General features: G+C 62.0%; 30 protein-coding genes and 1 tRNA gene. 15 read left to right on the top strand and 16 right to left on the bottom strand.

Features of this window, described 5'->3' with window-relative positions; all coding sequences use genetic code 11:
* The first annotated feature begins 79 nt into the window (after positions 1–79).
* Positions 80–724, top strand: a complete 645-nt coding sequence (locus tag M2S36_RS07905) for a YceH family protein (RefSeq protein ID WP_207837006.1) — start codon at positions 80–82, stop codon at positions 722–724.
* Between the two features lie 4 nt (positions 725–728).
* Here M2S36_RS07905 and M2S36_RS07900 read toward each other — a convergent pair whose 3' ends face one another.
* The 8 genes from M2S36_RS07900 to M2S36_RS07865 all read right to left on the bottom strand — a co-directional run bounded on the left by M2S36_RS07900 (position 729) and on the right by M2S36_RS07865 (position 8,163).
* Positions 729–917: a hypothetical protein gene (locus M2S36_RS07900; RefSeq protein ID WP_013973178.1), complete on the bottom strand. Its 189-nt coding sequence runs from the start codon at positions 915–917 to the stop codon at positions 729–731.
* 169 nt (positions 918–1,086) lie between these two features.
* The gene (ahpF, locus tag M2S36_RS07895; RefSeq protein WP_207837021.1) at positions 1,087–2,649 is read right to left on the bottom strand and encodes an alkyl hydroperoxide reductase subunit F; all 1,563 of its coding nucleotides are present in this window, start codon (positions 2,647–2,649) and stop codon (positions 1,087–1,089) included.
* A 124-nt stretch (positions 2,650–2,773) separates the two neighbouring features.
* The gene (gene ahpC, locus M2S36_RS07890; protein WP_004375926.1) at positions 2,774–3,337 is read right to left on the bottom strand and encodes an alkyl hydroperoxide reductase subunit C; all 564 of its coding nucleotides are present in this window, start codon (positions 3,335–3,337) and stop codon (positions 2,774–2,776) included.
* A gap of 234 nt (positions 3,338–3,571) precedes the next feature.
* Complete coding sequence (gorA, locus tag M2S36_RS07885; RefSeq protein ID WP_207831270.1) at positions 3,572–4,927, bottom strand: glutathione-disulfide reductase; 1,356 nt, start codon at positions 4,925–4,927, stop codon at positions 3,572–3,574.
* 97 nt (positions 4,928–5,024) lie between these two features.
* Positions 5,025–5,864: a UTP--glucose-1-phosphate uridylyltransferase GalU gene (galU, locus tag M2S36_RS07880; protein WP_013973181.1), complete on the bottom strand. Its 840-nt coding sequence runs from the start codon at positions 5,862–5,864 to the stop codon at positions 5,025–5,027.
* 300 nt (positions 5,865–6,164) lie between these two features.
* Positions 6,165–7,079 carry a c-type cytochrome gene (locus M2S36_RS07875; RefSeq protein WP_333956933.1) on the bottom strand — a complete coding sequence of 305 codons (915 nt, stop codon included), beginning with the start codon at positions 7,077–7,079 and terminating at the stop codon, positions 6,165–6,167.
* Positions 7,076–7,726 carry a c-type cytochrome gene (locus M2S36_RS07870; protein WP_207831266.1) on the bottom strand — a complete coding sequence of 217 codons (651 nt, stop codon included), beginning with the start codon at positions 7,724–7,726 and terminating at the stop codon, positions 7,076–7,078. Before M2S36_RS07870 ends, M2S36_RS07875 begins: the two co-directional genes overlap by 4 nt.
* Positions 7,727–7,803: 77 nt before the next feature.
* A complete protein-coding gene (locus tag M2S36_RS07865) occupies positions 7,804–8,163 on the bottom strand; it encodes a hypothetical protein (protein WP_207831264.1) in 360 nt (119 codons plus the stop codon).
* Between the two features lie 160 nt (positions 8,164–8,323).
* On the opposite strand from M2S36_RS07865, the gene M2S36_RS07860 reads away from it, so the two are divergent.
* The 8 genes from M2S36_RS07860 to csrA all read left to right on the top strand — a co-directional run bounded on the left by M2S36_RS07860 (position 8,324) and on the right by csrA (position 14,194).
* The gene (locus M2S36_RS07860) at positions 8,324–8,626 is read left to right on the top strand and encodes a DUF1883 domain-containing protein (RefSeq protein WP_004375922.1); all 303 of its coding nucleotides are present in this window, start codon (positions 8,324–8,326) and stop codon (positions 8,624–8,626) included.
* A 7-nt stretch (positions 8,627–8,633) separates the two neighbouring features.
* On the top strand, positions 8,634–8,804 hold the full coding sequence (locus M2S36_RS07855) for a hypothetical protein (protein WP_013973186.1): 171 nt from the start codon (positions 8,634–8,636) through the stop codon (positions 8,802–8,804).
* Between the two features lie 44 nt (positions 8,805–8,848).
* Complete coding sequence (locus tag M2S36_RS07850; protein WP_333956931.1) at positions 8,849–9,937, top strand: NAD(P)H-dependent flavin oxidoreductase; 1,089 nt, start codon at positions 8,849–8,851, stop codon at positions 9,935–9,937.
* A gap of 194 nt (positions 9,938–10,131) precedes the next feature.
* Positions 10,132–10,890 (top strand): molybdate ABC transporter substrate-binding protein, encoded by a 759-nt coding sequence (gene modA / locus M2S36_RS07845; protein WP_207831260.1) that lies wholly within the window; start codon positions 10,132–10,134, stop codon positions 10,888–10,890.
* Positions 10,890–11,570, top strand: coding sequence for a molybdate ABC transporter permease subunit (modB, locus tag M2S36_RS07840; protein ID WP_207831257.1), 681 nt, complete (start codon positions 10,890–10,892; stop codon positions 11,568–11,570). Before modA ends, modB begins: the two co-directional genes overlap by 1 nt.
* Position 11,571: 1 nt before the next feature.
* Positions 11,572–12,663, top strand: a complete 1,092-nt coding sequence (gene modC / locus M2S36_RS07835) for a molybdenum ABC transporter ATP-binding protein (protein ID WP_207831256.1) — start codon at positions 11,572–11,574, stop codon at positions 12,661–12,663.
* A gap of 57 nt (positions 12,664–12,720) precedes the next feature.
* Positions 12,721–13,743, top strand: coding sequence for a DNA topoisomerase IB (locus tag M2S36_RS07830; protein ID WP_207831254.1), 1,023 nt, complete (start codon positions 12,721–12,723; stop codon positions 13,741–13,743).
* A gap of 253 nt (positions 13,744–13,996) precedes the next feature.
* Positions 13,997–14,194 (top strand): carbon storage regulator CsrA, encoded by a 198-nt coding sequence (csrA, locus tag M2S36_RS07825; protein ID WP_207831303.1) that lies wholly within the window; start codon positions 13,997–13,999, stop codon positions 14,192–14,194.
* 45 nt (positions 14,195–14,239) lie between these two features.
* On the opposite strand, the gene M2S36_RS07820 is transcribed toward csrA, so the two are convergent.
* The 4 genes from M2S36_RS07820 to M2S36_RS07805 all read right to left on the bottom strand — a co-directional run bounded on the left by M2S36_RS07820 (position 14,240) and on the right by M2S36_RS07805 (position 17,606).
* Positions 14,240–14,593: a response regulator gene (locus M2S36_RS07820; RefSeq protein ID WP_207831253.1), complete on the bottom strand. Its 354-nt coding sequence runs from the start codon at positions 14,591–14,593 to the stop codon at positions 14,240–14,242.
* Between the two features lie 12 nt (positions 14,594–14,605).
* Positions 14,606–16,051 carry an ATPase domain-containing protein gene (locus M2S36_RS07815; protein ID WP_233686865.1) on the bottom strand — a complete coding sequence of 482 codons (1,446 nt, stop codon included), beginning with the start codon at positions 16,049–16,051 and terminating at the stop codon, positions 14,606–14,608.
* Positions 16,052–16,056: 5 nt separating this feature from the next.
* A complete protein-coding gene (locus M2S36_RS07810; RefSeq protein ID WP_233686866.1) occupies positions 16,057–17,217 on the bottom strand; it encodes a two-component system sensor histidine kinase NtrB in 1,161 nt (386 codons plus the stop codon).
* A 113-nt stretch (positions 17,218–17,330) separates the two neighbouring features.
* Positions 17,331–17,606 (bottom strand): hypothetical protein, encoded by a 276-nt coding sequence (locus tag M2S36_RS07805; protein ID WP_233686867.1) that lies wholly within the window; start codon positions 17,604–17,606, stop codon positions 17,331–17,333.
* A gap of 202 nt (positions 17,607–17,808) precedes the next feature.
* Here M2S36_RS07805 and M2S36_RS07800 point away from each other — a divergent pair.
* A tRNA-Leu gene (locus M2S36_RS07800) sits at positions 17,809–17,893 on the top strand.
* Between the two features lie 104 nt (positions 17,894–17,997).
* A complete protein-coding gene (locus M2S36_RS07795) occupies positions 17,998–18,411 on the top strand; it encodes a DoxX family protein (RefSeq protein ID WP_207831245.1) in 414 nt (137 codons plus the stop codon).
* A gap of 1 nt (position 18,412) precedes the next feature.
* Here the strand turns inward: M2S36_RS07795 and M2S36_RS07790 are convergent, their stop codons facing one another.
* Positions 18,413–18,610 carry a hypothetical protein gene (locus M2S36_RS07790; RefSeq protein WP_207831243.1) on the bottom strand — a complete coding sequence of 66 codons (198 nt, stop codon included), beginning with the start codon at positions 18,608–18,610 and terminating at the stop codon, positions 18,413–18,415.
* A gap of 571 nt (positions 18,611–19,181) precedes the next feature.
* Between M2S36_RS07790 and adhP the strand changes: the two genes are divergently transcribed.
* Together adhP and M2S36_RS07780 are read left to right on the top strand one after the other, a co-directional pair.
* On the top strand, positions 19,182–20,195 hold the full coding sequence (gene adhP, locus M2S36_RS07785) for an alcohol dehydrogenase AdhP (RefSeq protein WP_333956930.1): 1,014 nt from the start codon (positions 19,182–19,184) through the stop codon (positions 20,193–20,195).
* A 29-nt stretch (positions 20,196–20,224) separates the two neighbouring features.
* The gene (locus tag M2S36_RS07780) at positions 20,225–20,461 is read left to right on the top strand and encodes a hypothetical protein (RefSeq protein WP_207831239.1); all 237 of its coding nucleotides are present in this window, start codon (positions 20,225–20,227) and stop codon (positions 20,459–20,461) included.
* A gap of 47 nt (positions 20,462–20,508) precedes the next feature.
* On the opposite strand, the gene M2S36_RS07775 is transcribed toward M2S36_RS07780, so the two are convergent.
* Entirely contained in the window at positions 20,509–20,973 is a 465-nt protein-coding gene (locus M2S36_RS07775) for a GNAT family N-acetyltransferase (RefSeq protein ID WP_233686869.1), read from the bottom strand.
* 106 nt (positions 20,974–21,079) lie between these two features.
* Here M2S36_RS07775 and M2S36_RS25075 point away from each other — a divergent pair, with 106 nt between their 5' ends.
* Positions 21,080–21,352 (top strand): GNAT family N-acetyltransferase, encoded by a 273-nt coding sequence (locus M2S36_RS25075; RefSeq protein WP_416775311.1) that lies wholly within the window; start codon positions 21,080–21,082, stop codon positions 21,350–21,352.
* A gap of 182 nt (positions 21,353–21,534) precedes the next feature.
* On the opposite strand, the gene M2S36_RS07770 is transcribed toward M2S36_RS25075, so the two are convergent.
* Both M2S36_RS07770 and M2S36_RS07765 read right to left on the bottom strand, forming a co-directional pair.
* Positions 21,535–21,918, bottom strand: coding sequence for a c-type cytochrome (locus M2S36_RS07770; RefSeq protein ID WP_333956929.1), 384 nt, complete (start codon positions 21,916–21,918; stop codon positions 21,535–21,537).
* Positions 21,919–22,185: 267 nt separating this feature from the next.
* Complete coding sequence (locus M2S36_RS07765; protein ID WP_333956928.1) at positions 22,186–23,400, bottom strand: aldose 1-epimerase family protein; 1,215 nt, start codon at positions 23,398–23,400, stop codon at positions 22,186–22,188.
* A 184-nt stretch (positions 23,401–23,584) separates the two neighbouring features.
* On the opposite strand from M2S36_RS07765, the gene M2S36_RS07760 reads away from it, so the two are divergent.
* Complete coding sequence (locus tag M2S36_RS07760; RefSeq protein ID WP_233686988.1) at positions 23,585–24,253, top strand: SOS response-associated peptidase; 669 nt, start codon at positions 23,585–23,587, stop codon at positions 24,251–24,253.
* Positions 24,254–24,477: the final 224 nt, after the last annotated feature.

Below are 24,477 nucleotides of genomic sequence, written 5' to 3'. Positions count from 1 at the left end.
CCGCTCCCACAGGTGCCAATTGCCTAACACGATGGCATTACCTACCCTAGTGGCCTTTCCCCAGCAATGAGACAGGGCCATGTCAGAACACGAAACCGCCGGCGAAGGCCGCTTCAACAGCATCGAGATCCGTATTCTCGGCTCGCTGATCGAGAAGCAGGCCACCAGCCCGGAAAGCTACCCGCTGACCCTCAATGCCCTGGTTCTGGCCTGCAACCAGAAGACCAGCCGCGAGCCGGTGATGAACCTCACCCAAGGCCAGGTCGGCCAGGCCCTGCGCGCCCTCGAAGGGCAAGGCATGACCCGCCTGCAGATGGGCAGCCGCGCCGACCGCTGGGAACACCGGGTGGACAAGGCGCTGGAGCTGGTGCCGGCGCAACTGGTACTGATGGGCCTGATGTTCCTGCGCGGCCCGCAAACCCTCAACGAACTGCTGACCCGCAGCAACCGCCTGCACGACTTCGACGACACCGAGCAGATCCAGCACCAGCTGGAGCGCCTGATCTCGCGCGGCCTGGCCTTGCACCTGCCACGCCAGGCCGGCCAGCGGGAAGACCGTTACACCCATGCCTTGGGCGATCCGGCGGAAATCGAGGCGATCCTGGCTGCACGGCAGCAGGAAGGTGGCGCACGCAGCGGCGGCAATGTGTCGGAAGACCGTATCGAAGCCCTGGAAGCCCGCATCGCGGCGCTGGAGGCACGCCTGGCCGAGCTGGAAGGCTGAGCCGTCACGGCTCGGGGTCGGGGAAGTTGCGGCAGCTCTTGCGCTCGGCCAGCTCCCGGTCACTGGGGCGCTGGTCGACGAACACGGTGCGGCCGTCGGCGTAGATTTCCAGGTAACCCCAGTGCAGGTCCTGCTCTTGCTGCCCGGGCTTTGGCGGGACTAGCCACCAGGGTTCGCGGCTGATCAGGGTCATGGGTGTGATTCCTGAAGGGTCTGCAGTAATCATAGACACCTTCAGGTTCCTGCTTTGCCTGCACCGGCCCTTTCGCGGCTAAAGCCGCTCCCACAGGGACCTCCACAGCTTTCAAAAGCTGCGCAGTGCCTGTGGGAGCGGCTTTGGCCGCGAAGAGGCCGGTACAGGCTTATGCCGGTGCCGACGTGCGAATCAGGTGGTCAAAGGCCGCCAGCGATGCCTTGGCCCCCTCACCCACCGCGATCACGATCTGCTTGTACGGCACGGTCGTCACGTCACCCGCCGCAAACACACCCGGGATGCTGGTCTGGCCCTTGGCGTCGACGATGATCTCGCCACGCGGCGACAGCTCGACGGTACCTTTCAGCCAGTCGGTGTTCGGCAGCAGGCCGATCTGCACGAAGATGCCTTCCAACGCCACTTCATGCTGCTGGTCGGTGGTGCGGTCCTTGTAGCGCAGGCCGGTCACTTTTTCGCCATTGCCCAGCACTTCGGTGGTCAGCGCACTGGTGATCACCTTCACGTTCGGCAAGCTGTGCAACTTGCGCTGCAGCACCGCATCGGCACGCAGCTGGCTGTCGAACTCGATCAGCGTCACCTGGGCGACGATACCGGCCAGGTCGATGGCCGCTTCCACACCCGAGTTGCCACCACCGATCACCGCCACGCGCTTGCCCTTGAACAGCGGGCCGTCACAGTGCGGGCAGTAGGCCACGCCACGGGCGCGGTATTCCTGCTCGCCCGGCACGTTCATTTCGCGCCAGCGGGCACCGGTGGCCAGGATCACGGTCTTGGCCTTGAGCGAGGCGCCGCCGGCCAGGCGTACTTCGTGCAGGCCGCCAGCGGTAGCCGGGATCAGCGCTTCGCCACGCTGCAGGTTCATGATGTCCACGTCGTACTGCTTGACGTGTTCTTCCAGCGCCGTGGCCAGCTTCGGCCCTTCGGTTTCCTGTACCGAGATGAAGTTCTCGATGGCCAGGGTATCGAGCACCTGGCCGCCGAAACGCTCGGCCGCAATACCGGTGCGGATGCCTTTACGCGCGGCATAGATGGCTGCCGAGGCGCCGGCCGGGCCACCACCGACCACCAGCACATCGAAGGCATCCTTGGCATTGATCTTCTCGGCCTGGCGGCTACCTGCGCTGGTGTCGATCTTGCCAAGGATTTCTTCCAGGCCCATGCGGCCCTGGCCGAACACTTCGCCGTTCAGGTAGATGCTCGGCACCGCCATGATCTTGCGCGATTCCACTTCTGCCTGGAACAGCGCGCCGTCGATGGCCACGTGGCGCACATTGGGGTTGAGCACCGCCATCAGGTTCAGCGCCTGGACCACGTCCGGGCAGTTCTGGCACGAAAGCGAGAAATAGGTTTCGAAGGTGAACTCGCCTTCCAGCGCCTGGATCTGCTCGATCACTTCGGCACTGGCCTTGGACGGGTGGCCGCCGACTTGCAGCAGTGCCAGCACCAGCGAGGTGAATTCGTGGCCCATGGGGATGCCGGCGAAGCGCAGGTTTATGTCGGCTCCCGGGCGATTCAGCGAGAACGAAGGACGACGGGCGTCGGTACCGTCCGCGCTAAAGGTAATGAGGTTCGACAGGCTGGCAATTTCCACCAGCAGGTCGTGCAATTCGCGGGACTTCGCGCCGTCGTCGAGGGAAGCAACGATCTCGATCGGCTGGGTGACCCGCTCCAGGTAGGTTTTCAGTTGCGATTTAAGCGTGGCGTCCAACATACGGGCGATTCCTTTTTCAAAACTCGGATACAAAAACGCCCAGGCGAGGTCGCCCGGGCGCTTGACGGGGCGGTAAGTACTTCAGCTTTGGCGGCTGCTCACCGCCCGCGACTGGCACATGGACTTAGATCTTGCCGACCAGGTCCAGCGATGGCGCCAGGGTGGCTTCGCCTTCTTTCCACTTGGCCGGGCAGACTTCGCCCGGGTGAGCGGCAACGTACTGGGCAGCTTTCACTTTACGCAGCAGTTCGGCAGCATCGCGGCCTACACCACCGTCGTTCAGTTCGACGATCTTGATCTGGCCTTCCGGGTTGATCACGAAGGTACCGCGATCGGCCAGGCCGGCTTCTTCGATCAGCACGTCGAAGTTGCGCGAAATAACGTGGGTCGGGTCACCGATCAGTGGGTACTGGATCTTGCCGATGGTGTCCGAAGTGTCGTGCCAGGCTTTGTGGGTGAAGTGGGTGTCGGTGGACACGCCGTAGATTTCCACGCCCAGCTTCTGGAACTCGGCGTAGTTGTCGGCGAGGTCACCCAGCTCGGTCGGGCAGACGAAGGTGAAGTCGGCCGGGTAGAAGAACACGACAGACCACTTGCCTTTCAGGTCGGCTTCGCTGACCTGGACGAATTCGCCCTTGTGGTAGGCGGTGGCGTTGAACGGTTTGACCTGGCTGTTGATGATTGGCATGAGAGACGCTCCTTCATGGGGTTGGAATCAGTTGATGGAGAGAATCCTAACCGCTGGTCCCGATAAAGGCTCATTGGCAAAGCTCATGCTTTTGATTGGTTTTGGCTATAACCGGGGTTTATTAATAGAAGGGAATGGGCTGAGCAAAGGATTGCGGGGAGGTTTGTTGTAGAAGCAGCTTTTGTGGGAGCGGCCTTTCGCGACACAAGGCCGCTCCCACAGGATGGAACGCGCTCAGCGCGTCGCTGTGCGCATGGTCACGAACTCTTCGGCCGCGGTCGGGTGCACGCCAATGGTTTCGTCGAATTGCTGCTTCGTCGCACCGGCCTTCAGGGCAACGCCGAGGCCCTGGATGATCTCGCCCGCGTCGGGGCCGACCATGTGGCAGCCCAGCACCTTGTCGGTCTCGGCATCGACCACCAGCTTCATCAGGGTCTTTTCCTGGATGTCGGTCAGGGTCAGTTTCATCGCGCGGAAGCGGCTTTCGAACACCTGCACCTTGTGCCCGGCCTCCAGCGCCTGCTCTTCGGTCAGGCCCACGGTGCCGATGGGCGGCTGGCTGAACACTGCGGTGGGAATGTTCTGGTAGTCCACCGGGCGGTATTGCTCGGGCTTGAACAGGCGCCGGGCCACGGCCATGCCTTCGGCCAGAGCCACCGGGGTAAGCTGCACGCGGCCGATCACGTCACCGATGGCCAGGATGGACGGTGCGGTGGTCTGGTACTGGTCGTCGACGCGGATGAAGCCGCGCGCGTCCAGTTCCACGCCGGTGTTTTCCAGGCCCAGGTTGTCGAGCATCGGGCGGCGGCCGGTGGCGTAAAACACACAATCGGTGACCAGCTCGCGGCCATCCTTGAGGGTGGCCTTGAGGCTACCGTCCTCGAGCTTGTCGATGCGCTGGATGTCGGCGTTGAACTGCAGGTCGAGGCCGCGCTTTTCCAGTTCTTCCTTCAGGTGCGTACGCACCGAACCATCGAAGCCACGCAGGAACAGGTCGCCACGGTACAGCAAGGTGGTGTCGGCCCCCAGGCCCTGAAAGATGCCGGCGAACTCGACGGCGATGTAGCCACCACCGACCACCAGCACCCGGCGTGGCAGGTCCTTGAGGTAGAAGGCTTCGTTGGAGGTAATGGCCAGTTCCTTGCCCGGGATGTCCGGCACCTGCGGCCAGCCACCGGTGGCGATGAGGATGTGCTCGGCGGTGTAGCGCTGGCCTTCCACTTCCACTTCATTGGCACCGGTCAGGCGCGCGTGGCCCTGCAACAGGGTGACCCCGCTGTTGACCAGCAGGTTGCGGTAGATGCCGTTGAGGCGTTCGATTTCCCGGTTCTTGTTGGCGATCAGGGTGCCCCAGTCGAAATGCCCTTCTTCCAGGGTCCAGCCGAAACCAGCAGCCTGCTCCAGCTCGTCGGCAACGTGCGCGCCGTACACCAGCAGTTTTTTCGGCACGCAGCCCACGTTGACGCAGGTACCGCCCAGGTAGCGGCTCTCGGCCACTGCCACCTTTGCGCCGAAGCCGGCGGCAAACCGCGCCGCGCGCACACCACCGGACCCGGCACCAATCACGAACAGATCAAAATCGTAGGCCATGTATTCACTCTCCTAGGCAGGCGCCCAGCATAACGCCGTTGGCCGCCGCAAACAAAAAAGCCACCCCGAAGGGTGGCTTTCAGGCCAGCAGGGCTTATCAGTAAGCCTTGCCAGTCTTGTAGTAGTTCTCGAAGCAGAAGTTGGTCGCGTCGATGTAGCCTTCGGCGCCACCGCAGTCGAAACGCTTGCCTTTGAACTTGTAGGCGATCACGCAGCCGTTCTGCGCCTGTTGCATCAGCGCGTCGGTGATCTGGATCTCGCCACCTTTGCCCGGCTCGGTGTTGGCGATGATGTCGAAGATGTCCGGGGTCAGGATGTAGCGGCCGATGATCGCCAGGTTCGACGGGGCGTCTTCCGGCTTTGGCTTCTCGACCATGTTGGTGACGCGGAAAATATCGTCACGGATCATGTCGCCGGCGATCACACCGTACTTGTTGGTTTCCTGCGGGTCGACTTCCTGGATGGCGACGATCGAGCAACGGAACTGGTTGTACAGCTTGACCATCTGGGTCAGTACGCCGTCACCTTCCGGGTTCACGCACAGGTCGTCCGCCAGCACCACGGCGAACGGCTCGTCGCCAATCAGCGGGCGGCCAGTCAGGATGGCGTGGCCCAGGCCTTTCATTTCGGTCTGGCGGGTGTAGGAGAACGAGCACTCGTCGAGCAGGCGACGGATACCAACCAGGTATTTTTCCTTGTCGGTGCCCTTGATCTGGTTTTCCAGCTCGTAGCTGATGTCGAAGTGGTCTTCCAGCGCGCGCTTGCCGCGCCCGGTGACGATGGAAATCTCGTTCAGACCGGCATCCAGTGCCTCTTCAACGCCATACTGGATCAGTGGCTTGTTGACCACCGGCAGCATTTCCTTGGGCATGGCTTTGGTAGCAGGCAGGAAGCGAGTGCCGTAACCGGCTGCCGGGAACAAGCATTTTTTGATCATATACGTCCTTACAAAAGGCTAGGCCTGTGGAATTCGGCGCAGTCTAATCAGGCGGCAGTCACCTTACAATGCCCCCACCCGTGCCGACCGATGCCATGATAGAGATAACCCAGTGTAGATAGTTCCGGTGGATCGTAAATATTGCTGTCATCAATGACAGTCGGATGACAGGGAATGAGCTTACCTGTACTGCCTCTTCGCGGGTAAACCCGCTCCCACAAGGATCACCACAGACTCTGAATGCTGTGCAGTACCTGTGGGAGCGGGTTTACCCGCGAAGAGGCCGGCACAGGCATTACCTCAGCTACCGGTCCCCTGCCCGATCAGCACCCCATCGACCTTCTGCCCATACAGGTTCACCCCGTCATTGGCATGGAACTTCACCCGCGTCTTCTCGATGGAGCCTTCCACCAACCGCGGATCCTGCGGCCGTTCATGGCGATTGATCCAGGCCGCCACATCCCAGGCCTGCTGGTCACTCAGGCTGCCCGGCTTGCCCAGCGGCATGTTGTACTTGATGAACGACGCCGCGGTGTTGATGCGGTGCATGCCGGCGCCCCAGTTGTAGGAATCCTTGCCCCACAGCGGCGGCATCACATACTCGCCCGCCACCTTCTGCCCTTCACCGTTGTCGCCGTGGCAAATCGCACACTGCTCGCGATAAACCTGCTGGCCGCGCTTGAAGTCGTATCCGCCCTTGGGCTGCGGCACTTCCGGGTAACCACGCCCGGCAATCTCCACGCCGGTCGGCGCCTTGGTCGACAGCCAGTACGAATACACCGCCAGCGCCGTCATCTGCGGGCTATCGGCCGCAGGCGGCTTGCCGTTCATGCTGAACTGGAAGCAGCCCTGGATTCGCTCGGCGTAGGTGTTGACCTTGTCGTTTTTCTTGCGGTACGCAGGGTACATCGGGTACGCCCCCCACATCGGCGCGGAATGCGCCAGCCGCCCCTGGTCTAGATGGCAGTTGCTGCAGTTCATGCCGTTGCCCACGGCCTCGGGCATCAGCCTGCGGGTGTCGACGAACAGGGCGTGCCCTTCGCGCACCATCTTGCCAAAGGCATTGTCTGGCAACTCACTTTCCGCAGGCGGCACGAACTGCGGCGCGGCCTGCACGCCAGGCACTTTCAACTGCGACTGGTCTTCCATGGCAATCTGGGCGGCCTGGGCGCTGCCCGCGACCAACAACAACAGGGCTGGAATCATCGGTTTCATGGCTTGACCTCCTGGCTGGCGGGGCGGGCGAAGAACTCGGCAACGGCCTTGATCTCGTCATCGGTCATGGCCTTGGCCACGCCGACCATCAGCTGGTTGGGGTCATTGCTGCGGGTGCCGTCACGCCAGGCATTGAGCTGCGCCACCAGGTAACTGGCGGGCTGGCCGGCCAAAGGCGGGAAGTGTTCGCCAACCCCGCCACCACCCGGGCCATGGCACTGCACGCAGCCAGGAATCTGCCGGCTCCAGTCGCCGTACAGGGCCATGCGGGTGGTGGGGTCATCGGCAATCTGCTGGCGACGCAGGTCGCCTGCGGGGTCTGCCGGCAGGCTGGCCAGGTAGGTGCTGACCGCCTTGATCTCATCCTCGCTCAGGGCCTTGGCAAGCGGCTCCATCACCGGCTGCTTGCGGCTGCCGCTGCGCCAGTCATGCAATTGCTTGCTGAGGTAAGCCGCCGGTAGTCCGGCCAGGCGCGGGAAGCCGGCAGCGGCAATGCCCTTGCCGTCCGGGCCATGGCAACCCAGGCAAGCCATGGCGGCGGGGTTGGCCCCGCCCTGGGTGAAGACTTTCTGGCCATCGGCGGCATGCGCCGTGGGCCAGGCCAGGATCAGCAGGCTGCCGATCACGGCGCGACTCAACGGTGTCATCACGAATCTCCTTTTCTATTGTTATAAGCTTAGGCTTAAAACATATAAGCAAAAGGAGCGTAATCACTTGCCCTGGATCAACTACCGGAGATGCATTTGGTGGCTGCGGTGCGCACATCGCCCAGGCGCAGCGGGAAATTGTTCAGCCGCTCGTGCAGCTTGATGCTGCTGCCGCTGCCACGCTTGTCGATGTCCACCAGCGCCGCCGGGCCCACGCCCGAGCTGATCTTTTGCGGCACGATCAGCCGCAGGCCATCGCCGCGCTGCTCTTCCACCAGCGGGTCGCGGGTATCGGCCAGATTCTGCTTGACGCAATCGGCATACGCGCGCGGAGACTTGCCAGAGATTACATCCAGCGTTTCACGCGATTGTTCCAGTTCCGAAACACTCACACAGCCACCCAGCGTCACTGCCAACGCCGCCACCATCCACTTCATTTGCAGCACCTCTGCCTTCAAGAATCCGATTCGACCACGGCCAGGCCGTTTTGCTCCCTGCTTTGGCAGATTTATCTGCGCCTGGCGCAACAGCGCGGCAGTGTAACCCGACATCGTGGTATCGTTTGCCTTTGCAGAACCAATCCTTGCGGAGCATCACATGAAATTCGTACACCAGCGCGAGCACCTGAACGAGGACGACATCGTCGTCATCGAGTGCTCCCAGCGCTGCAATATCCGCCTGATGAACGACGCCAACTTCCGCAGCTTCAAGAACGGCGGTCGTCACACCTACCACGGCGGCCATTTCGACAAGTTCCCGGCAAAGATCACCGTGCCCAGCACCGGGTTCTGGAACATCACCATCGATACCGTGACCACCCGCCCGATCTCGGTCACCCGCAAGCCAACCTTGACCCACAAGATCAAGATCGTCCGTCGTTCGTCGTCGAAACTCAGATAAGGCCACCATGACCCAGACCACCAAATACGTCATCAAGTACAAGCTCGACGGCCAGCGCCGCTGGGATTTTGCGCTGATGCCCGACGCCTCCCTCGAACAAGCCCTGGAAGCCCTGCGCAAGATCCACGGCGAAGATGCCGAGAAGATCAGCGACATCCAGGTCAGCAAAGCCTTGTAAACACCCGCCCCCGCCGCACCGCTCGCCCGCGCAAGGAGAACCGCATGAGCCACTGGCCCGACCGCCGCATCCTCGACCTGCTGGGCATCGAGCTGCCCATTCTGCAGGCCCCCATGGCCGGTGCGACGGGCTCGGGCATGGCCATCGCCGTGGGCCTGGCGGGCGGTTTGGGCGCCCTGCCCTGCGCCATGCTCACAGGCGACCAGGTGCGCGCCGAGATCGCCGCCTTCCGTACCGGCTGCCCGGGCCGCCCGTTGAACCTGAACTTCTTCTGCCACCAGCCGCCAGCGCCCGATGCCGAGCGCGATGCACGCTGGAAGCAGGCGCTCGAGCCCTATTACCGCGAAGTGGGTGCCGACTTCGCGGCCCCCACGCCGGTATCCAACCGCGCGCCTTTCGACGAGCAGAGCTGCCAGCTGGTCGAGCAACTGCGCCCGGAGGTAGTGAGCTTCCACTTCGGCCTGCCGCAGGCTGACCTGCTGCAGCGGGTAAAGGCCAGCGGCGCCAAGGTGCTGTCCAGCGCCACCACCGTCGAGGAAGCCGTGTGGCTGGAGCGCCACGGTTGTGATGCGATCATTGCCATGGGCTATGAAGCGGGTGGCCATCGCGGCATGTTCCTCAGCGACGACATCACCAGCCAGATCGGCACCTTCGCCCTGGTGCCGCAGGTGGCCGATGCGGTCAGCATCCCTGTGATTGCCGCTGGCGGCATTGCTGACCACCGCGGCCTGTTGGCGGCACTGGCCTTGGGGGCTTCGGCCGTGCAGATCGGCACGGCTTACCTGTTCTGCCCCGAGGCCAAGGTGTCGCCGGCGCATCGCCAGGCCCTGGACAGCGCGCCTGCCAGTGAAACGGCGCTGACCAACCTGTTCACCGGCCGACCGGCGCGTGGCATCAACAACCGCATCATGCGCGAGCTGGGGCCGATGAGCGACCTGGCGCCGCGCTTCCCGCTGGCCGGTGGGGCGTTGATGCCTTTGCGGGCGATTACGGATCCGCAGGGCAATAGCGACTTCAGCAACCTGTGGTCGGGGCAGGCATTGCGGCTGGGCAAGCATATGCCGGCGGGTGCGTTGACCCGGGAGATTGCCGAAAAGGCGCTGGCCGTGCTCGGCCGCCAACCGTCCGCCTAAGCAGGCCTGGCCTCTTCGCGGGTAAACCCGCTCCCACAGGTACTGCGCAACATTCACCTTTTGTGCCGACCCTGTGGGAGCGGGTTTACCCGCGAAAGGGCCCAGCCTGCTTAAGCATTACTGGGCCCCTTCACGGTCCATGGCCTATCGCTATATAGTTAAGGATATAACGATAACCCCAAGGAGCTGTGTTCATGCGTATCCGCCCGCCCCACCTGGCTGCCACCGCCCTGGCCGGCCTGCTCGCCTTCAGCACTGCCTGGGCCGATGAGGTCCAGGTCGCGGTCGCAGCCAACTTCACAGCCCCCATCCAGGCCATTGCCAAGGACTTTGAAAAAGACACCGGCCACAAGCTGGTCGCCGCCTACGGCGCCACCGGCCAGTTCTACGCACAGATCAAGAACGGCGCGCCGTTCGAGGTATTCCTCGCTGCCGACGACAGCACCCCGGCCAGGCTCGAGCAGGAAAAGGCCATTGTCCCGGGCTCGCGCTTCACCTATGCCATCGGCACGCTGGCCCTGTGGTCGGCCAAGCCTGGCTATGTCGACGCCAACGGCGAAGTGCTGAAGAAGAACGCATTCAAACACCTGTCCATCGCCAACCCGAAAACCGCACCTTACGGCCTGGCCGCCACCCAGGTGCTGGACAAGCTGAAGCTGACCGAAGCCACAAGGCCCAAGCTGGTCGAAGGGCAGAACATCAGCCAGGCATTCCAGTTCGTCTCCACCGGCAACGCCGAACTGGGCTTTGTCGCCCTGTCGCAAATCTACAAGGACGGCAAGGTCGAAAGCGGTTCGGCCTGGATCGTTCCCTCGTCCCTGCACGCGCCCATCCGCCAGGACGCGGTAATCCTCGAAAAGGGCAAGGACAACCCTGCTGCCAAGGCCTTGGTCGACTACCTGAAAGGCCCGAAAGCCGCGGCAGTGATCAAATCCTACGGTTATGAAATCTGATGCCACTGGACGCGAGTGACCTGGGTGCCATCTGGCTGACCGTGAAACTGGCCAGCCTGACCACCCTGATCCTGCTGATCGTCGGCACGCCCATCGCCTGGTGGCTGGCGCGCACGCGCTCGTGGCTGCGCGGGCCGGTGGGCGCGGTGGTGGCGTTGCCGCTGGTGCTGCCACCCACGGTGATCGGTTTCTACCTGCTGATCGCCCTCGGCCCGCATGGCTGGCTGGGCCAGGCGACCCAGGCGCTGGGCCTGGGCAGCGCGGTGTTCAGCTTCACCGGCCTGGTGATCGGCTCGGTGATCTACTCCATGCCGTTCGTGGTCCAGCCGCTGCAGAATGCCTTCGGCGCCATTGGCCAGCGCCCGCTGGAAGTGGCCGCCACGCTGCGCGCCAGCCCCTGGGACACCTTCTTCCATGTAGTGCTGCCGCTGGCCCGCCCAGGCTTCATTACCGCCAGCATCCTCGGCTTCGCCCATACCGTGGGCGAGTTCGGCGTGGTGTTGATGATTGGCGGCAACATCCCCGACAAGACACGCGTGGTCTCGGTGCAGATCTTCGACCATGTCGAGGCCATGGCCTATTCGCAAGCACACTGGCTGGCCGGCGCCATGCTGCTGTTCTCGTTCCTGGTGCTGCTCCTGCTGTACGCTGGACGCCGCAGCAAAGCTGGCTGGAGCTGAAATGAGCGCATCGATTGTGGCGCGCCTGAAACTGGCGCGCGACGAATTCACCCTGGACGTCGACCTGCACCTGCCCGGGCGCGGCATCAGCGCGCTGTTCGGCCACTCGGGCTCTGGCAAGACCAGCTGCCTGCGGTGCCTGGCCGGGCTGGAACGGGCCACCAGCGCCTACATCGAAGTCAACGGCGAAGTCTGGGAGGACAGCGCCCGCGGCTACTTCCAGGCACCGCACCTGCGCCCGGTGGGCTACGTGTTCCAGGAGGCCAGCCTGTTCCCGCACCTGTCGGTACGTGGCAACCTGGAATTCGGCTGGCGCCGGGTGGCCGCTGCCGAGCGCAAGGTCAGCCTCGACCAGGCCTGCCAGCTGCTGGGTATCGGCCACTTGCTGGCACGCCGGCCGGCAACCTTGTCCGGTGGCGAGGCGCAGCGGGTAGGCATTGCCCGCGCCCTGCTCAGCAGCCCGCGACTGTTGCTGATGGACGAGCCGCTGGCGGCCCTCGACGGGCCGCGCAAGCGCGAGATCCTGCCCTACCTGGAACGCCTGCACAACGAACTGGAAATCCCGCTGGTGTATGTCAGCCATGCCCAGGACGAAGTGGCGCGGCTGGCCGACCACCTGGTGTTGCTGGAACAGGGCCAGGCGGTGGCCAGCGGCCCGATCGGCGAAACCCTGGCCCGCCTCGACCTGCCACTGGCCCAAGGCGAGGATGCCGGTGTGGTGTTCGAGGGCCTGGTGGTGGGTCACGACCCGCACTACGACCTGCTCGACCTGCGCCTGCCGGGCAAGGATGGGCCGCTGCTGCGCATCGCTCACCCGGCCCAGGTGGTGGGCAGCTCCCTGCGGGTCAAGGTGCAGGCCCGTGACGTCAGCCTGGCCCTGGCAGCCGACAGCACTTCGAGCATCCTCAACCGTTTGCCGGTGCGCGTGCGCGAAAGCCGCCCGGCCGGCAACCCGGCCCATGTGCTGGTCAGCCTGGATGCCGGGGGCAATGCCTTGCTCGCGCGCATTACCCGCTTCTCGGCAGACCAGCTCGGCCTGCACCCGGGCCAGATACTGTTTGCCCAGATCAAGTCGGTGGCCTTGCTGGGCTGAGCATCGGCCGCGTGGCTGGTGTCCATTGATCAGTAACCTGATCGAGGTCTGCCAGCCATGCTCGACTGTCCCCTGCCGCGCACCCTGCACTACGTGGATGACAACCAGCCGGGCCTGACCCGGCGGCGCTGGCGTGGCCGTTTCATCTACCTGGATGCAAACGGCCAGCGGGTGCGCGACAGCGATACCCTCGCCCGGATCGCTGCACTGGTGATCCCCCCGGCCTATACCGATGTGTGGATCTGCGCTGACCCGCAGGGCCACCTGCAAGCGACGGGTCGCGATGCCCGTGGCCGCAAGCAATACCGCTACCATGCGCAGTGGCGCGAAGTCCGCGACCAGCACAAGTACGGGCGCATGCTGGCGTTTGCCCAAGCCCTGCCAAAGCTGCGCGCACAGTTGCAAGCGCACCTTGCCCGGCCAGGCCTGGACCGGGAAAAGGTGATGGCGCTGGTGGTCAGCCTGCTGGACCATACCTTGATCCGCATCGGCAACCAGCGCTATCTGCGTGACAACCAGTCCTATGGCCTGACCACCCTGCGCAACCGCCACGTCGAAGTGAAGGGAAGCAGCATCCACTTCCAGTTCCGCGGCAAGCGCGGCGTCGAGCACAACGTCAGCCTCAACGATCGGCGCCTGGCCAACCTGCTCAAGCGCTGCATGGAACTGCCCGGGCAGGCGCTGTTCCAGTACCTGGACGAAGACGGCCAGCGCCACAGCGTCGGCTCCAGCGAGGTCAACCAGTTTCTGCGGCAGCTGACCGGCGCCGACTTCACCGCCAAGGACTACCGCACCTGGGCCGGTAGCAGGCTGGCGCTGGAGCTGCTCAGGCCCTTGGCCTGGGAGCCCGAGAGCGAAGCCAAACGCCAGGTCACCGCCATCGTTCGCCAGGTGGCCACACGCCTGGGTAATACGCCAGCGGTGTGCAGGCGCTGCTACATCCACCCGGCTGTGCTTGAACACTTTGCCTTGGGGCGCCTGGCCAACTTGCCGAAAAGACGTGTACGCAAAGGCCTGGACCAAGAGGAAGTGGCCTTGCTGTTATTTCTTCAGGCACTTGAGGAACAGGATGACCATTAACTCGGTCTATTCAGCCGATGATGCGAAGAAATTTCCCATTGGGCGCCAAGCCCCCTATTCTTGCCATCGAGCACCTTGGCCGACAAACCGCTGGCGGTTTGCTTCGGCACCTGCAACTGAAGACACGCAACAGAATTTGTCTGTCGGGGAATTACTATCTGCCGAAAGCGTCTTTAATGAGAAGGAAGAGGGACAAGCTCCCGCCGCCGTGGCAACTAGCCCGACGGACTTTTACATCACCAAGGAGAAATACATGCTGATACTCACCCGCAAGGTTGGCGAAAGCATCGTCATCAACGATGACATCAAAGTCACCATTCTGGGCGTCAAAGGGATGCAAGTGAGGATCGGTATCGATGCACCGAAAGACGTCCAGGTCCATCGCGAAGAGATCTTCAAGCGTATCCAGGCCGGCAGCCCGGCACCGGAAAAGCAAGACGACTCGCACTGAGCGACCTGCCTCAAGCCGCACGGACGCGCTTGATCGCCCCGCGCCTCAGGTGCCCAGCAGTTCGCGCACCTTGGCGATCATACAGTCCATGTCGAACGGTTTGTCGAACACCGCGGCGAACAGTTCCGGGCATCCCTGGTTGGCCTGCGCGCCGCTCATGAGGATGACCGGCAACTCGCTCAAGGCCGAGTCTTGACGCATCGAGCGCACCAGCTCCTCACCGTTGAGCAGCGGCATCATGTAGTCGGTGATGACCAGCTGAACGCGCTTTTCCTTCAACGCCTCCAGCGCCTTGAAGCCGTTACTCGCCTTTTCCACCAGGAAACCTTCGTCCTCCAGGGCAAAACCGAGGATGTCGGCAATCAGGTACTCGTCATCGACGATCAGGATGGTGTTCATCGGCCCGCCCCGTCACCCGCTCCCCTGCGGCACCGGCGTTCCCGAAAGCACACCGCAGGCGCCTTCGAACGCCTTGCGCAGGGTAATGCCCTGCGGCCCGATCAGCAGCTCGTGCAAGGCAGGATCATGGTGGCTGTCACGCACCTTGAGGATCGACAGCATGCGCCGTAGCTGCGAATCCAGTTCGACGAAGCGCATCAGCATCAGGTTGTCGACGATACTCGACAGGTCCGGGGCCGGGGCGCTGATTTCCGCACCGAAGATGTCGCGCATTTCCCAGGTGAGCATCACGCTGACATCACGCGCGCGCAGCTCGCCGACCAGCGCGCGGAAAAACGCATTGAGCCGCGCCGGGTCGGTGGCCAGGCGGCTGAACGCCCCCAGGCTGTCGATCAGTACGCGCTTGCTGCCTTGCGCCGCTACCCGTTCGAGCAGGCGCGCACCGACCTGGTCCAACAGGCCCTCGGTGGTCGGTTGCCAGCACAGCTGCAGGCTGCCGCCCTGCTCCATGGCGGCAAAGTCGTAACCCAGCGACACGGCCTTGATACGCAAGCGTTCCGGTGTTTCGTAAAAGCCGAAATGCAGCCCCGGCGCCTGCGGGCTGCTGGCACCGAGAAAGGCCAGGCCCAGGGACGTCTTGCCAATACCCGAGGGCCCGATCAGCAAGCTGACCGAACCCGTAGCCAGGCCGCCACCGAGCATTTCATCCAGGCTTTCCACCCCGCTGCCGATACGCTCCAGGGTGGCACTGCCCGCCTGGCTGGGGTGGCTGAACAGCGACTCCAGGCGTGGGTAGACGTGCATGCCGGCTTCATCGATGAGGCACTCATGGCGCCCCGACAACGCCGCACTGCCCCGCGTCTTGCGCAGCTGGATATGGCGCACGGCGCGGCTGCCGAACAATTGCTCGCCCAGCTCGATCACGCCGTCGACCATGGTGTGCTCCGGGCTGCCCTCTTCCAGCCTGGCGCTGGTCAACAGCAGCACGGTGCAACCGGCAAAGGCCGCATGGCCCTGCAGTTCGGAGACGAATTTCTTGGTGTCCAGCGCGGTTTCCGCACGCACCCGGGCATTGAGCACGCCATCGACGATCAGCAGGCTGGCCTGCTGCCGGGCGATTTCCTGGCGCAGCAACCGTACCACCGCGTCCAGGCCTTCCTGCTCCAGGGTGTCAAAGGCACTGACGAACTGGATCGGGTCGCCGACCAGCACCGGGTCGAAGAACTCCAAGGTCGCCAGGTACTGGAACAGCCGCTCGTGCGACTCGCTCAGCAAGGTAGCCACCAGCACCCGGCCACCGTTGCGCACATGCCCGCAGGCCAGCTGGTTGGCAAGTATGGTCTTGCCGGCCCCCGGCGGGCCCTGGATGATGTAGGACGCGCCAGCCACCAGGCCACCCTGGAGCAACGCATCGAGCCCTTCGATCCCCGTCACCAGCCGCCTGAGTGCCTGTGCCATGGTGTCTACCTGTCGAGTTGGCTGTCCGTCTGGTCCTGATAGATTGGCAAGTAAAGCTGCATGCAAGTTCCCCGGCCGGGCTCACTGTCGACGCAAATGGCGCCACCGCTCTGCCTGGCAAAACCATACACCTGGCTAAGGCCCAGGCCAGTCCCCTTGCCGAAGGGCTTGGTGGTGAAAAACGGCTCGAAGATCCGCGGCAGTACCGCTGGCGCGATACCTTCGCCGCTGTCTTCCACCTCGAAACGCACAAACCCGCCGTGCAGCCCTTCCACTTCGCCGGCCAGTTCGACCACGTCGACCGTCAGGACGATCCGGCCCTGCCCTGTGATGGCATCGCGGGCATTGAACAACAGATTGAGCAGCACCATCTGCAATTGCCCGGCATCCACCTGGATCAGGGGCAGGTCCGGTTGCAACAGTACCTTCAGGTCAATCGAACCAGGCAGCGCATGCTCCAGTAGACCACGGGTGGCGGCAACAAGGTTCGCCGGGGCGACGCAGGCCACATCAAGCTTGCGGTGGCGAGCAAAGCTGAGCAACTGCTTGGTCAGTTCGGTGCCCCGCTGCCCGGCATCGAGAATGTGCTGCAGCATGCGCTGGGCGCGTGCCGGGTCCTGGGTGGCCAGCGCCAGGCGCGCCGAACTGATGATGATGGTCAGCATGTTGTTGAAGTCATGCGCCAGGCCACCGGTCAACTGGCCGAGGGCCTCCAGCTTCTGTGCCTGGAACAGCTGGGCGCGCACCGCGTCCAGCTGCAGCGCCGATTCGCGACGGTCGGTGATGTCCCGGGTCACCTTGGCCAGGCCGACGACCTGGCCATGGTCATCGCGAATCACATCCAGCGCGGCCAAGGCCCAGAACTGCGTGCCATCCTTGCGAACGCGCCAGCCTTCGTCCTGCGCCACGCCCTGCTCCAGCGCCTGACGCAGCAAGCGCTCCGGGCGGCCCTCAGTGCAATCCTGCGGGGTGAAGAACAATGAGAAATGCTGGCCGATCACTTCATCGGCACGGTAACCCTTGATGCGTTGCGCGCCTGCATTCCACGACACCACATGGCCGGACGGGTCGAGCATGTAGATAGCGTAATCCACCACCGACTGCACCAACTGCTCATAGCGGTGGGCAGGCATGACGGGGTGGTCGAGGCAGTCAGCTGAAACCATGCGAGCTCCACCGGCACAACAGCAGGAGGGAAAATAGGCCTGGCCGAACGCGCTCGCCTGTGAGCGCTCGCGTGGTTAGCCCTGCGTGATGGACCCCGTGTGGCTGGCCAGGTTCAACGCTCAGTTTCAACCAGCACCGGGCTTATGTGTCGCGGCATCGCCACTTTCAGCAGCCACAAGCCGACCAGCAGGATAAGCCCGCCACCGGCCAGGGCCATCAACCGCTGCGGTTGAGGGTGTTCGGCATCGAACCCCAGCATCAGCAGGTAACCGCCCAGGCTGATCAGGCTGAGGTAGAGAAATGCCCCCAACACGACCACCTGCGCGAACAGTAGTCGCCAGAACAGCCGTGGGCGCACGATACGCCCGGAAGTAGCGGACTGGGTCATTACCGCACACTCCTGGATCCAATAATGAGGGCAACAGTGGCGTAATGACAGCAAGGTGTCAATTGCCCATACGATCGACCCTTCATTCTGTTGATCATAGGTGCTGCGGTTGACTCAACTATAACAATGGGTTATAAAGCGCGCTTGATTGCAAAGCCCTTCTGCTTAGAAGCGAGCTGGTCGTTGCGACCCCTTCAAGCGTGCGAGTGTGGTGGAATTGGTATACACAGCAGACTTAAAATCTGTCGGCGTGAGCCTTGCGGGTTCGAGTCCCGCCACTCGCACCAAACTTCCTTGAAAAGGCGCCCTTGCGGCGCCTTTTTGCTGTCTGCCAGCAATCCTGGGCGCAGCTGCTAGAGTGGACCTTGTACCCGTCCACTGGAACGCCGCCATGCGCTACTCCCTGTTCGATGGTCAACGCGACATCATTATCCTGATTGCCCGCCTGCTGCTGATGATCCTGTTCGTCTTGTCTGGCTGGGGCAAGCTGACCGGGTTCGAAGGCACGGTCGGCTACATGACCTCACTGGGCGCCCCTGCCCCGATGCTGGCAGCGGCAGTTGCCGTGCTCATGGAGTTCGTCGTCGGCATCCTGCTGATCCTCGGTTTCTACACCCGGCCGCTGGCCTTCCTGTTTGCGCTGTTCGTGCTGGGCACGGCGCTGCTGGGCCACCCGTTCTGGAGCATGGTCGACCCTGAGCGCAGCGCCAACATGACCCAGTTCCTGAAAAACCTCAGCATCATGGGTGGCCTGCTGTTGCTGGCAGTGAGCGGCCCTGGGCGTTTTTCGGTAGACGGGCGCTGAGTCAGTCGTCTTCGCAATCGTCGAACCAGGCTGGGTGATCGCGTTCCTCGTCATCGAGGTCATCCAGCGTTTCCTCGTCTTCCTCCACCTCGTCCTCGGCGCCTTGGGCATCCGCTTCCGGCTCCACATCGTCGTAGAGGAATTCATGGTCAAGCAGGTGATCGTGCTCGGGTTCGTGCAGGTCGTCTTCGTCGTGCATGTTGGCTCCTGGGCTAAAGGCAGGCCTGTATAGGCCGATCGGCCGTGCAGGTCAATGCGCTACCGCTTAATGCTCGGTTAACCGGCCGGGTCCAGCATGCAGGCTCTCCCTTCAAACGTTGCTTGCCCGCCTTCCATGGCGGGCTTTTTTTGTCCCTTGGTATTTCCTTTGTCCAGCCTTGGCAAATCATATTGAACTGCGTGCATATTGCCCGCTGCGAGTGGAAGAAGCCCCTGTACCAGGCCCTGAACAGCAGCGCCCGGCACCGCAATTACCGGACCATGACACGCTCATGACCTGACCTTCACGAAACACTGACATCCGTGTGGGCACACTGACCCTGCTCCGTATGTTCTTGCAGCCCGCCGCATTATTGCCGCGGGCTTTTCTTTTTGTGCCTAGTCTCTGGCAGCCGTCATACGCAGGGCACTTGTGGGAGCGCAAGGCCGGTAAATGAGTACAAGGCGGTTACCCCCCCAGAGCATGACCTGAAGCAGTTTTGCCCCTCCAGGCAAGGGCTATGCTAACCCGGCGATAACCCAAGCTCACTCGGATAGACACGGAGGCTCCTATGAAAGCTGCTGTTGTTGCACCAGGCCGTCGCGTGGCTGTGGTGGAGAAAACCCTGCGCCCCCTCGAGCACGGTGAAGCGCTGCTGAAGATGCAGTGCTGCGGTGTGTGCCACACCGACCTGCATGTGAAAAATGGCGACTTCGGTGACAAGACCGGCGTAGTGCTAGGCCACGAAGGCATCGGCGTGGTCCAGGAAGTAGGGCCAGGCGTCACCTCGCTCAAGCCGGGTGATCGCGCCAGCGTGGCCTGGTTCTACCAGGGCTGCGGGCATTGCGAGTATTGCACCAGCGGCAACGAAACCCTGTGCCGCGAAGTGAAGAACTCCGGCTACACCGTGGACGGCGGCATGGCCGAAGCCTGCATCGTCAAGGCCGACTACTCGGTCAAAGTGCCCGACGGGCTCGACTCCGCTGCTGCCAGCAGCATTACCTGCGCCGGCGTGACCACCTACAAGGCGGTGAAGATCTCCAACATCCGCCCCGGCCAGTGGATCGCCATCTACGGCCTTGGCGGCCTGGGCAACCTGGCTCTGCAATATGCCAGGAACGTCTTCAACGCCAAAGTGATCGCCATCGATGTCAACGAAGAGCAACTGCGCTTCGCCAGCGAGATGGGCGCCGACCTTGTCATCAATTCACGCACCGAGGATGCCGCCAAGGTTATCCAGGCCAAGACTGGTGGCGCCCATGCCGCCGTGGTTACCGCCGTAGCCAAGGCTGCGTTCAACTCGGCCGTCGACGCCCTGCGCGCCGGGGGGCGGCTGGTTGCTATCGGGCTACCATCGGAAGCCATGAACCTGAATATCCCTCGCCTGGTACTGGACGGTATCGAAGTGATCGGCTCGCTGGTCGGCACCCGCCAGGATCTGCAGGAAGCTTTCCAGTTTGCGGCAGAAGGGAAAGTGGTGCCGAAGGTGGCCCTGCGGCCGATCGAGGATATCAACCAGATCTTCGAGGAGATGCTGGAGGGCAAGATCAAAGGGCGGATGGTGATTCAGTTCGCTTCAGAGTAGAAGGCTGGCTAGCACATCGAGGTGAATGTATGAGCATCCGCAGCTTGGCGAAAAACCTGCCACCCGACCCGGCCAGGGACGGCTGGGTGCTCGGATGGGGCGTGCTGAGAGATCGGCATCCCTGGCATTTCGTCGATGTCTATGCCGACCAGAAGACTGCCAGGGCCGAGGCGCAGCGCCGCGGTGCTGGCTACGTTGTGGAGTTCGGCTCGCATCGCCTGGGATCGGATGAATTCGTTTGCGGGATATGCCCGCCGGAAGGCTAGCCTGAATGGGCGGAGCGACGGGGACGCCTGGGCGCCCCCGCCTTCGATCATGCCGACATCCGTCGCATGATCAGCTCGCCATCGATGACTTCGCCGGTCTCGACAAAGCCTTCGGAGGCATAGAGATGTTTTGCCCCGATGTTCTCCGGGGCGACGCCAAGGGCAACACCGGGACCACCTGGCAACGGTTGCAGGTATGCCAGCAGCGCGCGCAGGGCGGCGCGCCCATAACCGCGGCCCTGGTGGCGGTGGTCGATCATCAGGCGATAGATCCAGCGGCTGTTCTCATCCGGATCGAGGGCATGCATCAGGAAACCGACCATTTCACCGGTCTGCATGGCACGCACGGCCAAGGGTTCACACCAGGGGCTATCGGCAGCCTGTTCCAGTGATTCGGCGTTACTGGCGATAAAGTCAGATTGGTCGTCGCGTACACGCAGAGTGCGGCAGTGGGCTTCCTCCTCAGGCGAGCTGAGGGCAACAAGAAGCACCGGTGGGCAAAGAGTGGACATGTTGGATTCTCCGCGGGGCAGCAAGGGCCCCTCCAGAATTTCGTTGACGGTTCATTGACGGACACATCATTGGAAACTGGGTCATGGGGCACCTCCTTGTTCGCGGATGAAGAGACAGTCGGCTGATCCGGCCGACCGGGGCAACATTCCAGAGGACTGCCTGGGAATTGCCAGGGAATTGCACAAGCGATCCAGGATCGCAGTGGAAGCTCGCAATGCGTCGATGTTGCTGGGGTATAGTGTACTTAACTTTTCGCTCTTTGGACACGCATTCATCCGGCTCATCATGGTGAGAAACTCACAGCGCCGTCACGGCGTCGGCTCCGCGATCCTCCGTACACTGGAATCTCAGTGCGGAGCCGTAAAGTTATTCACATAGACAAATGCCTTAAATGATCCGTTGCAAAAACCACTCGGAAAGTTCGGTTTCATTGAGAGCAGTTATGTCGAGAATCTGGATGAGGCAATCCCGGGATTATTTTTGTGAAGCTCTACTCCTGAAGTCGTTGAGAGATCTTAGCGGAGTCTCTTAATTGACCCCGATCCTTCATTAACACTTGCTCACTGAGCTTTTGAAATCAAGCTGCTCATGTATTGGTTAACATCTCGCAGATCCTGAACACTCCAAGAGTGAGGCGGAATCTTGACATTGTTTTCTTTTAATGTGTCTAGAATCAAACTTCCATTTGGGCGAAGCACTATCGAAGATACAATTACTCCGGGATAATCGGCTAATCGCTTCCTGAAACTCAACGTCGTAAGGTCTGGCGTCGGAGGATTGCTTTTCCTTGCCAGCGGCCCTGTTCCTTTGATATCCGCGCCATGACAAACCGAGCATCTCTGCATGTAGAGTTTCTTTCCATTGATATTTTCCGCCAATGAATGCTGCGCTTGGGTTGCTGCGCAGAATCCAAGCAAGGCGATGAACAATTTTCTGTTTTTCATTTTTTCTTGCGCCAATCAATTTTAACGAAACGAACCGTACGCGATCACAACCTCTCCAATCAGGCAGCTCGGCTGCCGACATGAATACGCCTCTTTCCGAGGAAGGACAGCTTAGATGCGGTTCGGTCGTCTGTCGAACGGTAAGACGCCCCTAAGAAGGCAACGGCCAGAAGCCAGCAACTTGATAAACCTTGAATAAGTCGACGGGATCACACGTGAATATCTGGCCGATGCTTTGCAACATCGGCCGACATGCTCTGGCCAGCACTACCCTTTGGTCAGATCAACCAATGGCATCTGCCGCACTTCGGTTTCGCGCCCACCCTGAATCTCGCTCACCTGCTTCAGGGCCTTGTCCACCGCCACCTTGTCCGGCAAGAAGCTGTAGCTGATGTGGAACTGCCTGCGCTCCTTCGGTCCGATTGTCGGCACCAGGTTCAGTGGCCGCTGGTAACGGCGGTTGTAGGAAAAACTCGTCCCTGGCTCCAGCCCCGTGACATAGCCCTGGCCTTGGGTATCGGTATTTTTCCACAGGGAGAATACAGGCAGCGTCCGAATATTGAAGCCGACCGAAACGCCCAGACTGCCAGCCTTGTTGTGCAACACAGCCAACGTATTGCCTTGGCCATCAGCATACGGCACCACGTTGTAAACCGTTTCGTCATAGTCCTTGGTGGGCGCACGGTAGGTTTGCCAATCGGGCAGATCGCCCCTGGCCTTGTCGTTGAACGGCGAGACCTGTTTCACCGGCGCGACGAAACGAGCGCCCTGCTCCAGGAACGGGGTGCTGAAGTTACTGTGATACAGCGCCTGGTATTCCTTCGGATAGTCGCCGTTGTTGGTCAGGGTGTCATTGAGGACGAACACCGCGCTGCCGGGTTCGGTGACCACTTCGGTCATAACGGAGAAGTCGACTTTCTTGAACGCCTGCTCTTTCAGTTCGCCGCGCAAGGTGATGGCGTACGGTGGTTTCTCATCAATGTGCAGGGTGACTTTGCTCGCAGGAATATTGGCGGCCCGACCGTGCAGGGTCAGCAGTTCGCCGTTGTCGATGCCGGGGTGCCCGACCCATTCGTAACCGCAGCGGGTGACCAGTTCGTTGAAACCCTCCAGCCAGCCCAGACCATTACGCCCATTGAGTTCGATGAAGGACGGGTTGACCACTTCCTTGACTGGCGAATCCCAGCCCATGCGCACATTACCGACCGACGCCTGCAAGATGTTCATACCGCGGGTCGGCACTACGGAGAGTTTCATCGTTCCGTTATCGATGTCGACAATGCTGACCCCCTCCTGCCGACCTCCGTGCAAGGTGCGCAGGGTAACGCTGAAGGGCTTGTCGGTTTTTACGCCAAGTTGCTGGCTGGTGATCTGCCAGTTCTGGGCGGCTTTGTCGGTATCGAGTAGAACGTAATCCCAGGCCAGGGCATGAGAGGTTGCGGACAGGGCGCCGAGAGCAATGAACAGCTTGAGGAGGGACATGGCAGTAGCCTTTCTTGGAGTTGTGCCTTTTTATAAACGCGAAGAAACGTTTCAGCAAGCCAGGAAGCCAGACATCTCGGCGCATTCGATGCCCAGCGCAGCCTCCGGCAGTGGTTACGGCAGGCAGAACACAAGTGCGCGTCACCACGACGAGGCAGCGGCTATCCTTCAGGTTGGAGGGCGTATGTGTGGAAGGTTGAGCCAATACCGTGGCATACATGACTTCGTTGAAACCCTGAGCCTGCCAGAGGCCTGGAGGAACAACGTCGGTGACCAGCCGCTTGGCCGGTACAATGTCGCGCCGACCACGCCGGTAGCAGTGCTGCGTGTGGATGATGCAGGCCCGAGGGCGGACCTGGTGCGGTGGGGCTGGCGGCCGCATTGGGCAACCGATCGTGCTGCGCCGATCAATGCCCGAGTCGAAAAAGTTGCGCACGGCCCGTTCTTCCGGGCGATCTGGCCGCACCGGGCCATCACGCCCATCGACGGCTGGTACGAATGGGTTGATGAAGGCAGGCCGAAGAAGCAACCGTACTACATCCGCCGCCGGGATGGGCGCCCTGCCCTGTGCGCCTCGATCGGCCAGTTCACTGGAAGCGAGCACGACGGGTTCGTCATCATTACCGCCGATGCCCAAGGCGGGATGGTCGATGTTCACGACCGCCGGCCTGTGGTGCTGTCACCTGAGCTGGCATATGAATGGATCGCGGCGGAAATGCCGAGCGAGCACGCAGAGCAACTGGTGCTCAGCCTGGGAGAGCCGGTCGAAGCCTTCGAGTGGTATCGGGTGAGCACAGCCGTGGGGAATGTGCGCAACCAGGGCGCCGAGCTGATTCACCCGCTTCAGTGTTGAAAGGCGCCGAGTGATCGCCACCGCTCACACGCCAGGTGTTTTTACCTTCGAGCAACACCCATAACAAAAAAACCGCAGACGTTAGTCTGCGGGGTTTTGAATGGTGAAGGCCGAGGTCGGAATCGAACCGGCGTAGACGGATTTGCAATCCGATAGAAGACTCGCCGTCTCATGGGCCTTTGGCGCTAAAACCAGTTCCAAAACGAATCAGTATTTGCCAGTCT

This window comes from Pseudomonas sp. SF2 (assembly GCF_036858055.1).
Classification (GTDB): domain Bacteria; phylum Pseudomonadota; class Gammaproteobacteria; order Pseudomonadales; family Pseudomonadaceae; genus Aquipseudomonas.
Note: the sequence above shows the minus strand (reverse complement) of the source record. Positions and strands in the feature narration are given on the sequence as shown.

What these genes read in the sequence shown, in the direction of transcription:
- M2S36_RS07905 (WP_207837006.1), top strand. Translation starts at nt 80, where the DNA reads ATGTCAGAACACGAAACCGCCGGCGAAGGCCGCTTCAACAGCATCGAG.
- M2S36_RS07900 (WP_013973178.1), bottom strand. Translation starts at nt 917, where the DNA reads ATGACCCTGATCAGCCGCGAACCCTGGTGGCTAGTCCCGCCAAAGCCC.
- ahpF (WP_207837021.1), bottom strand. Translation starts at nt 2,649, where the DNA reads ATGTTGGACGCCACGCTTAAATCGCAACTGAAAACCTACCTGGAGCGG.
- ahpC (WP_004375926.1), bottom strand. Translation starts at nt 3,337, where the DNA reads ATGCCAATCATCAACAGCCAGGTCAAACCGTTCAACGCCACCGCCTAC.
- gorA (WP_207831270.1), bottom strand. Translation starts at nt 4,927, where the DNA reads ATGGCCTACGATTTTGATCTGTTCGTGATTGGTGCCGGGTCCGGTGGT.
- galU (WP_013973181.1), bottom strand. Translation starts at nt 5,864, where the DNA reads ATGATCAAAAAATGCTTGTTCCCGGCAGCCGGTTACGGCACTCGCTTC.
- M2S36_RS07875 (WP_333956933.1), bottom strand. Translation starts at nt 7,079, where the DNA reads ATGAAACCGATGATTCCAGCCCTGTTGTTGTTGGTCGCGGGCAGCGCC.
- M2S36_RS07870 (WP_207831266.1), bottom strand. Translation starts at nt 7,726, where the DNA reads ATGACACCGTTGAGTCGCGCCGTGATCGGCAGCCTGCTGATCCTGGCC.
- M2S36_RS07865 (WP_207831264.1), bottom strand. Translation starts at nt 8,163, where the DNA reads ATGAAGTGGATGGTGGCGGCGTTGGCAGTGACGCTGGGTGGCTGTGTG.
- M2S36_RS07860 (WP_004375922.1), top strand. Translation starts at nt 8,324, where the DNA reads ATGAAATTCGTACACCAGCGCGAGCACCTGAACGAGGACGACATCGTC.
- M2S36_RS07855 (WP_013973186.1), top strand. Translation starts at nt 8,634, where the DNA reads ATGACCCAGACCACCAAATACGTCATCAAGTACAAGCTCGACGGCCAG.
- M2S36_RS07850 (WP_333956931.1), top strand. Translation starts at nt 8,849, where the DNA reads ATGAGCCACTGGCCCGACCGCCGCATCCTCGACCTGCTGGGCATCGAG.
- modA (WP_207831260.1), top strand. Translation starts at nt 10,132, where the DNA reads ATGCGTATCCGCCCGCCCCACCTGGCTGCCACCGCCCTGGCCGGCCTG.
- modB (WP_207831257.1), top strand. Translation starts at nt 10,890, where the DNA reads ATGCCACTGGACGCGAGTGACCTGGGTGCCATCTGGCTGACCGTGAAA.
- modC (WP_207831256.1), top strand. Translation starts at nt 11,572, where the DNA reads ATGAGCGCATCGATTGTGGCGCGCCTGAAACTGGCGCGCGACGAATTC.
- M2S36_RS07830 (WP_207831254.1), top strand. Translation starts at nt 12,721, where the DNA reads ATGCTCGACTGTCCCCTGCCGCGCACCCTGCACTACGTGGATGACAAC.
- csrA (WP_207831303.1), top strand. Translation starts at nt 13,997, where the DNA reads ATGCTGATACTCACCCGCAAGGTTGGCGAAAGCATCGTCATCAACGAT.
- M2S36_RS07820 (WP_207831253.1), bottom strand. Translation starts at nt 14,593, where the DNA reads ATGAACACCATCCTGATCGTCGATGACGAGTACCTGATTGCCGACATC.
- M2S36_RS07815 (WP_233686865.1), bottom strand. Translation starts at nt 16,051, where the DNA reads ATGGCACAGGCACTCAGGCGGCTGGTGACGGGGATCGAAGGGCTCGAT.
- M2S36_RS07810 (WP_233686866.1), bottom strand. Translation starts at nt 17,217, where the DNA reads ATGGTTTCAGCTGACTGCCTCGACCACCCCGTCATGCCTGCCCACCGC.
- M2S36_RS07805 (WP_233686867.1), bottom strand. Translation starts at nt 17,606, where the DNA reads ATGACCCAGTCCGCTACTTCCGGGCGTATCGTGCGCCCACGGCTGTTC.
- M2S36_RS07795 (WP_207831245.1), top strand. Translation starts at nt 17,998, where the DNA reads ATGCGCTACTCCCTGTTCGATGGTCAACGCGACATCATTATCCTGATT.
- M2S36_RS07790 (WP_207831243.1), bottom strand. Translation starts at nt 18,610, where the DNA reads ATGCACGACGAAGACGACCTGCACGAACCCGAGCACGATCACCTGCTT.
- adhP (WP_333956930.1), top strand. Translation starts at nt 19,182, where the DNA reads ATGAAAGCTGCTGTTGTTGCACCAGGCCGTCGCGTGGCTGTGGTGGAG.
- M2S36_RS07780 (WP_207831239.1), top strand. Translation starts at nt 20,225, where the DNA reads ATGAGCATCCGCAGCTTGGCGAAAAACCTGCCACCCGACCCGGCCAGG.
- M2S36_RS07775 (WP_233686869.1), bottom strand. Translation starts at nt 20,973, where the DNA reads ATGTCCACTCTTTGCCCACCGGTGCTTCTTGTTGCCCTCAGCTCGCCT.
- M2S36_RS25075 (WP_416775311.1), top strand. Translation starts at nt 21,080, where the DNA reads ATGAAGAGACAGTCGGCTGATCCGGCCGACCGGGGCAACATTCCAGAG.
- M2S36_RS07770 (WP_333956929.1), bottom strand. Translation starts at nt 21,918, where the DNA reads ATGAAAAACAGAAAATTGTTCATCGCCTTGCTTGGATTCTGCGCAGCA.
- M2S36_RS07765 (WP_333956928.1), bottom strand. Translation starts at nt 23,400, where the DNA reads ATGTCCCTCCTCAAGCTGTTCATTGCTCTCGGCGCCCTGTCCGCAACC.
- M2S36_RS07760 (WP_233686988.1), top strand. Translation starts at nt 23,585, where the DNA reads ATGTGTGGAAGGTTGAGCCAATACCGTGGCATACATGACTTCGTTGAA.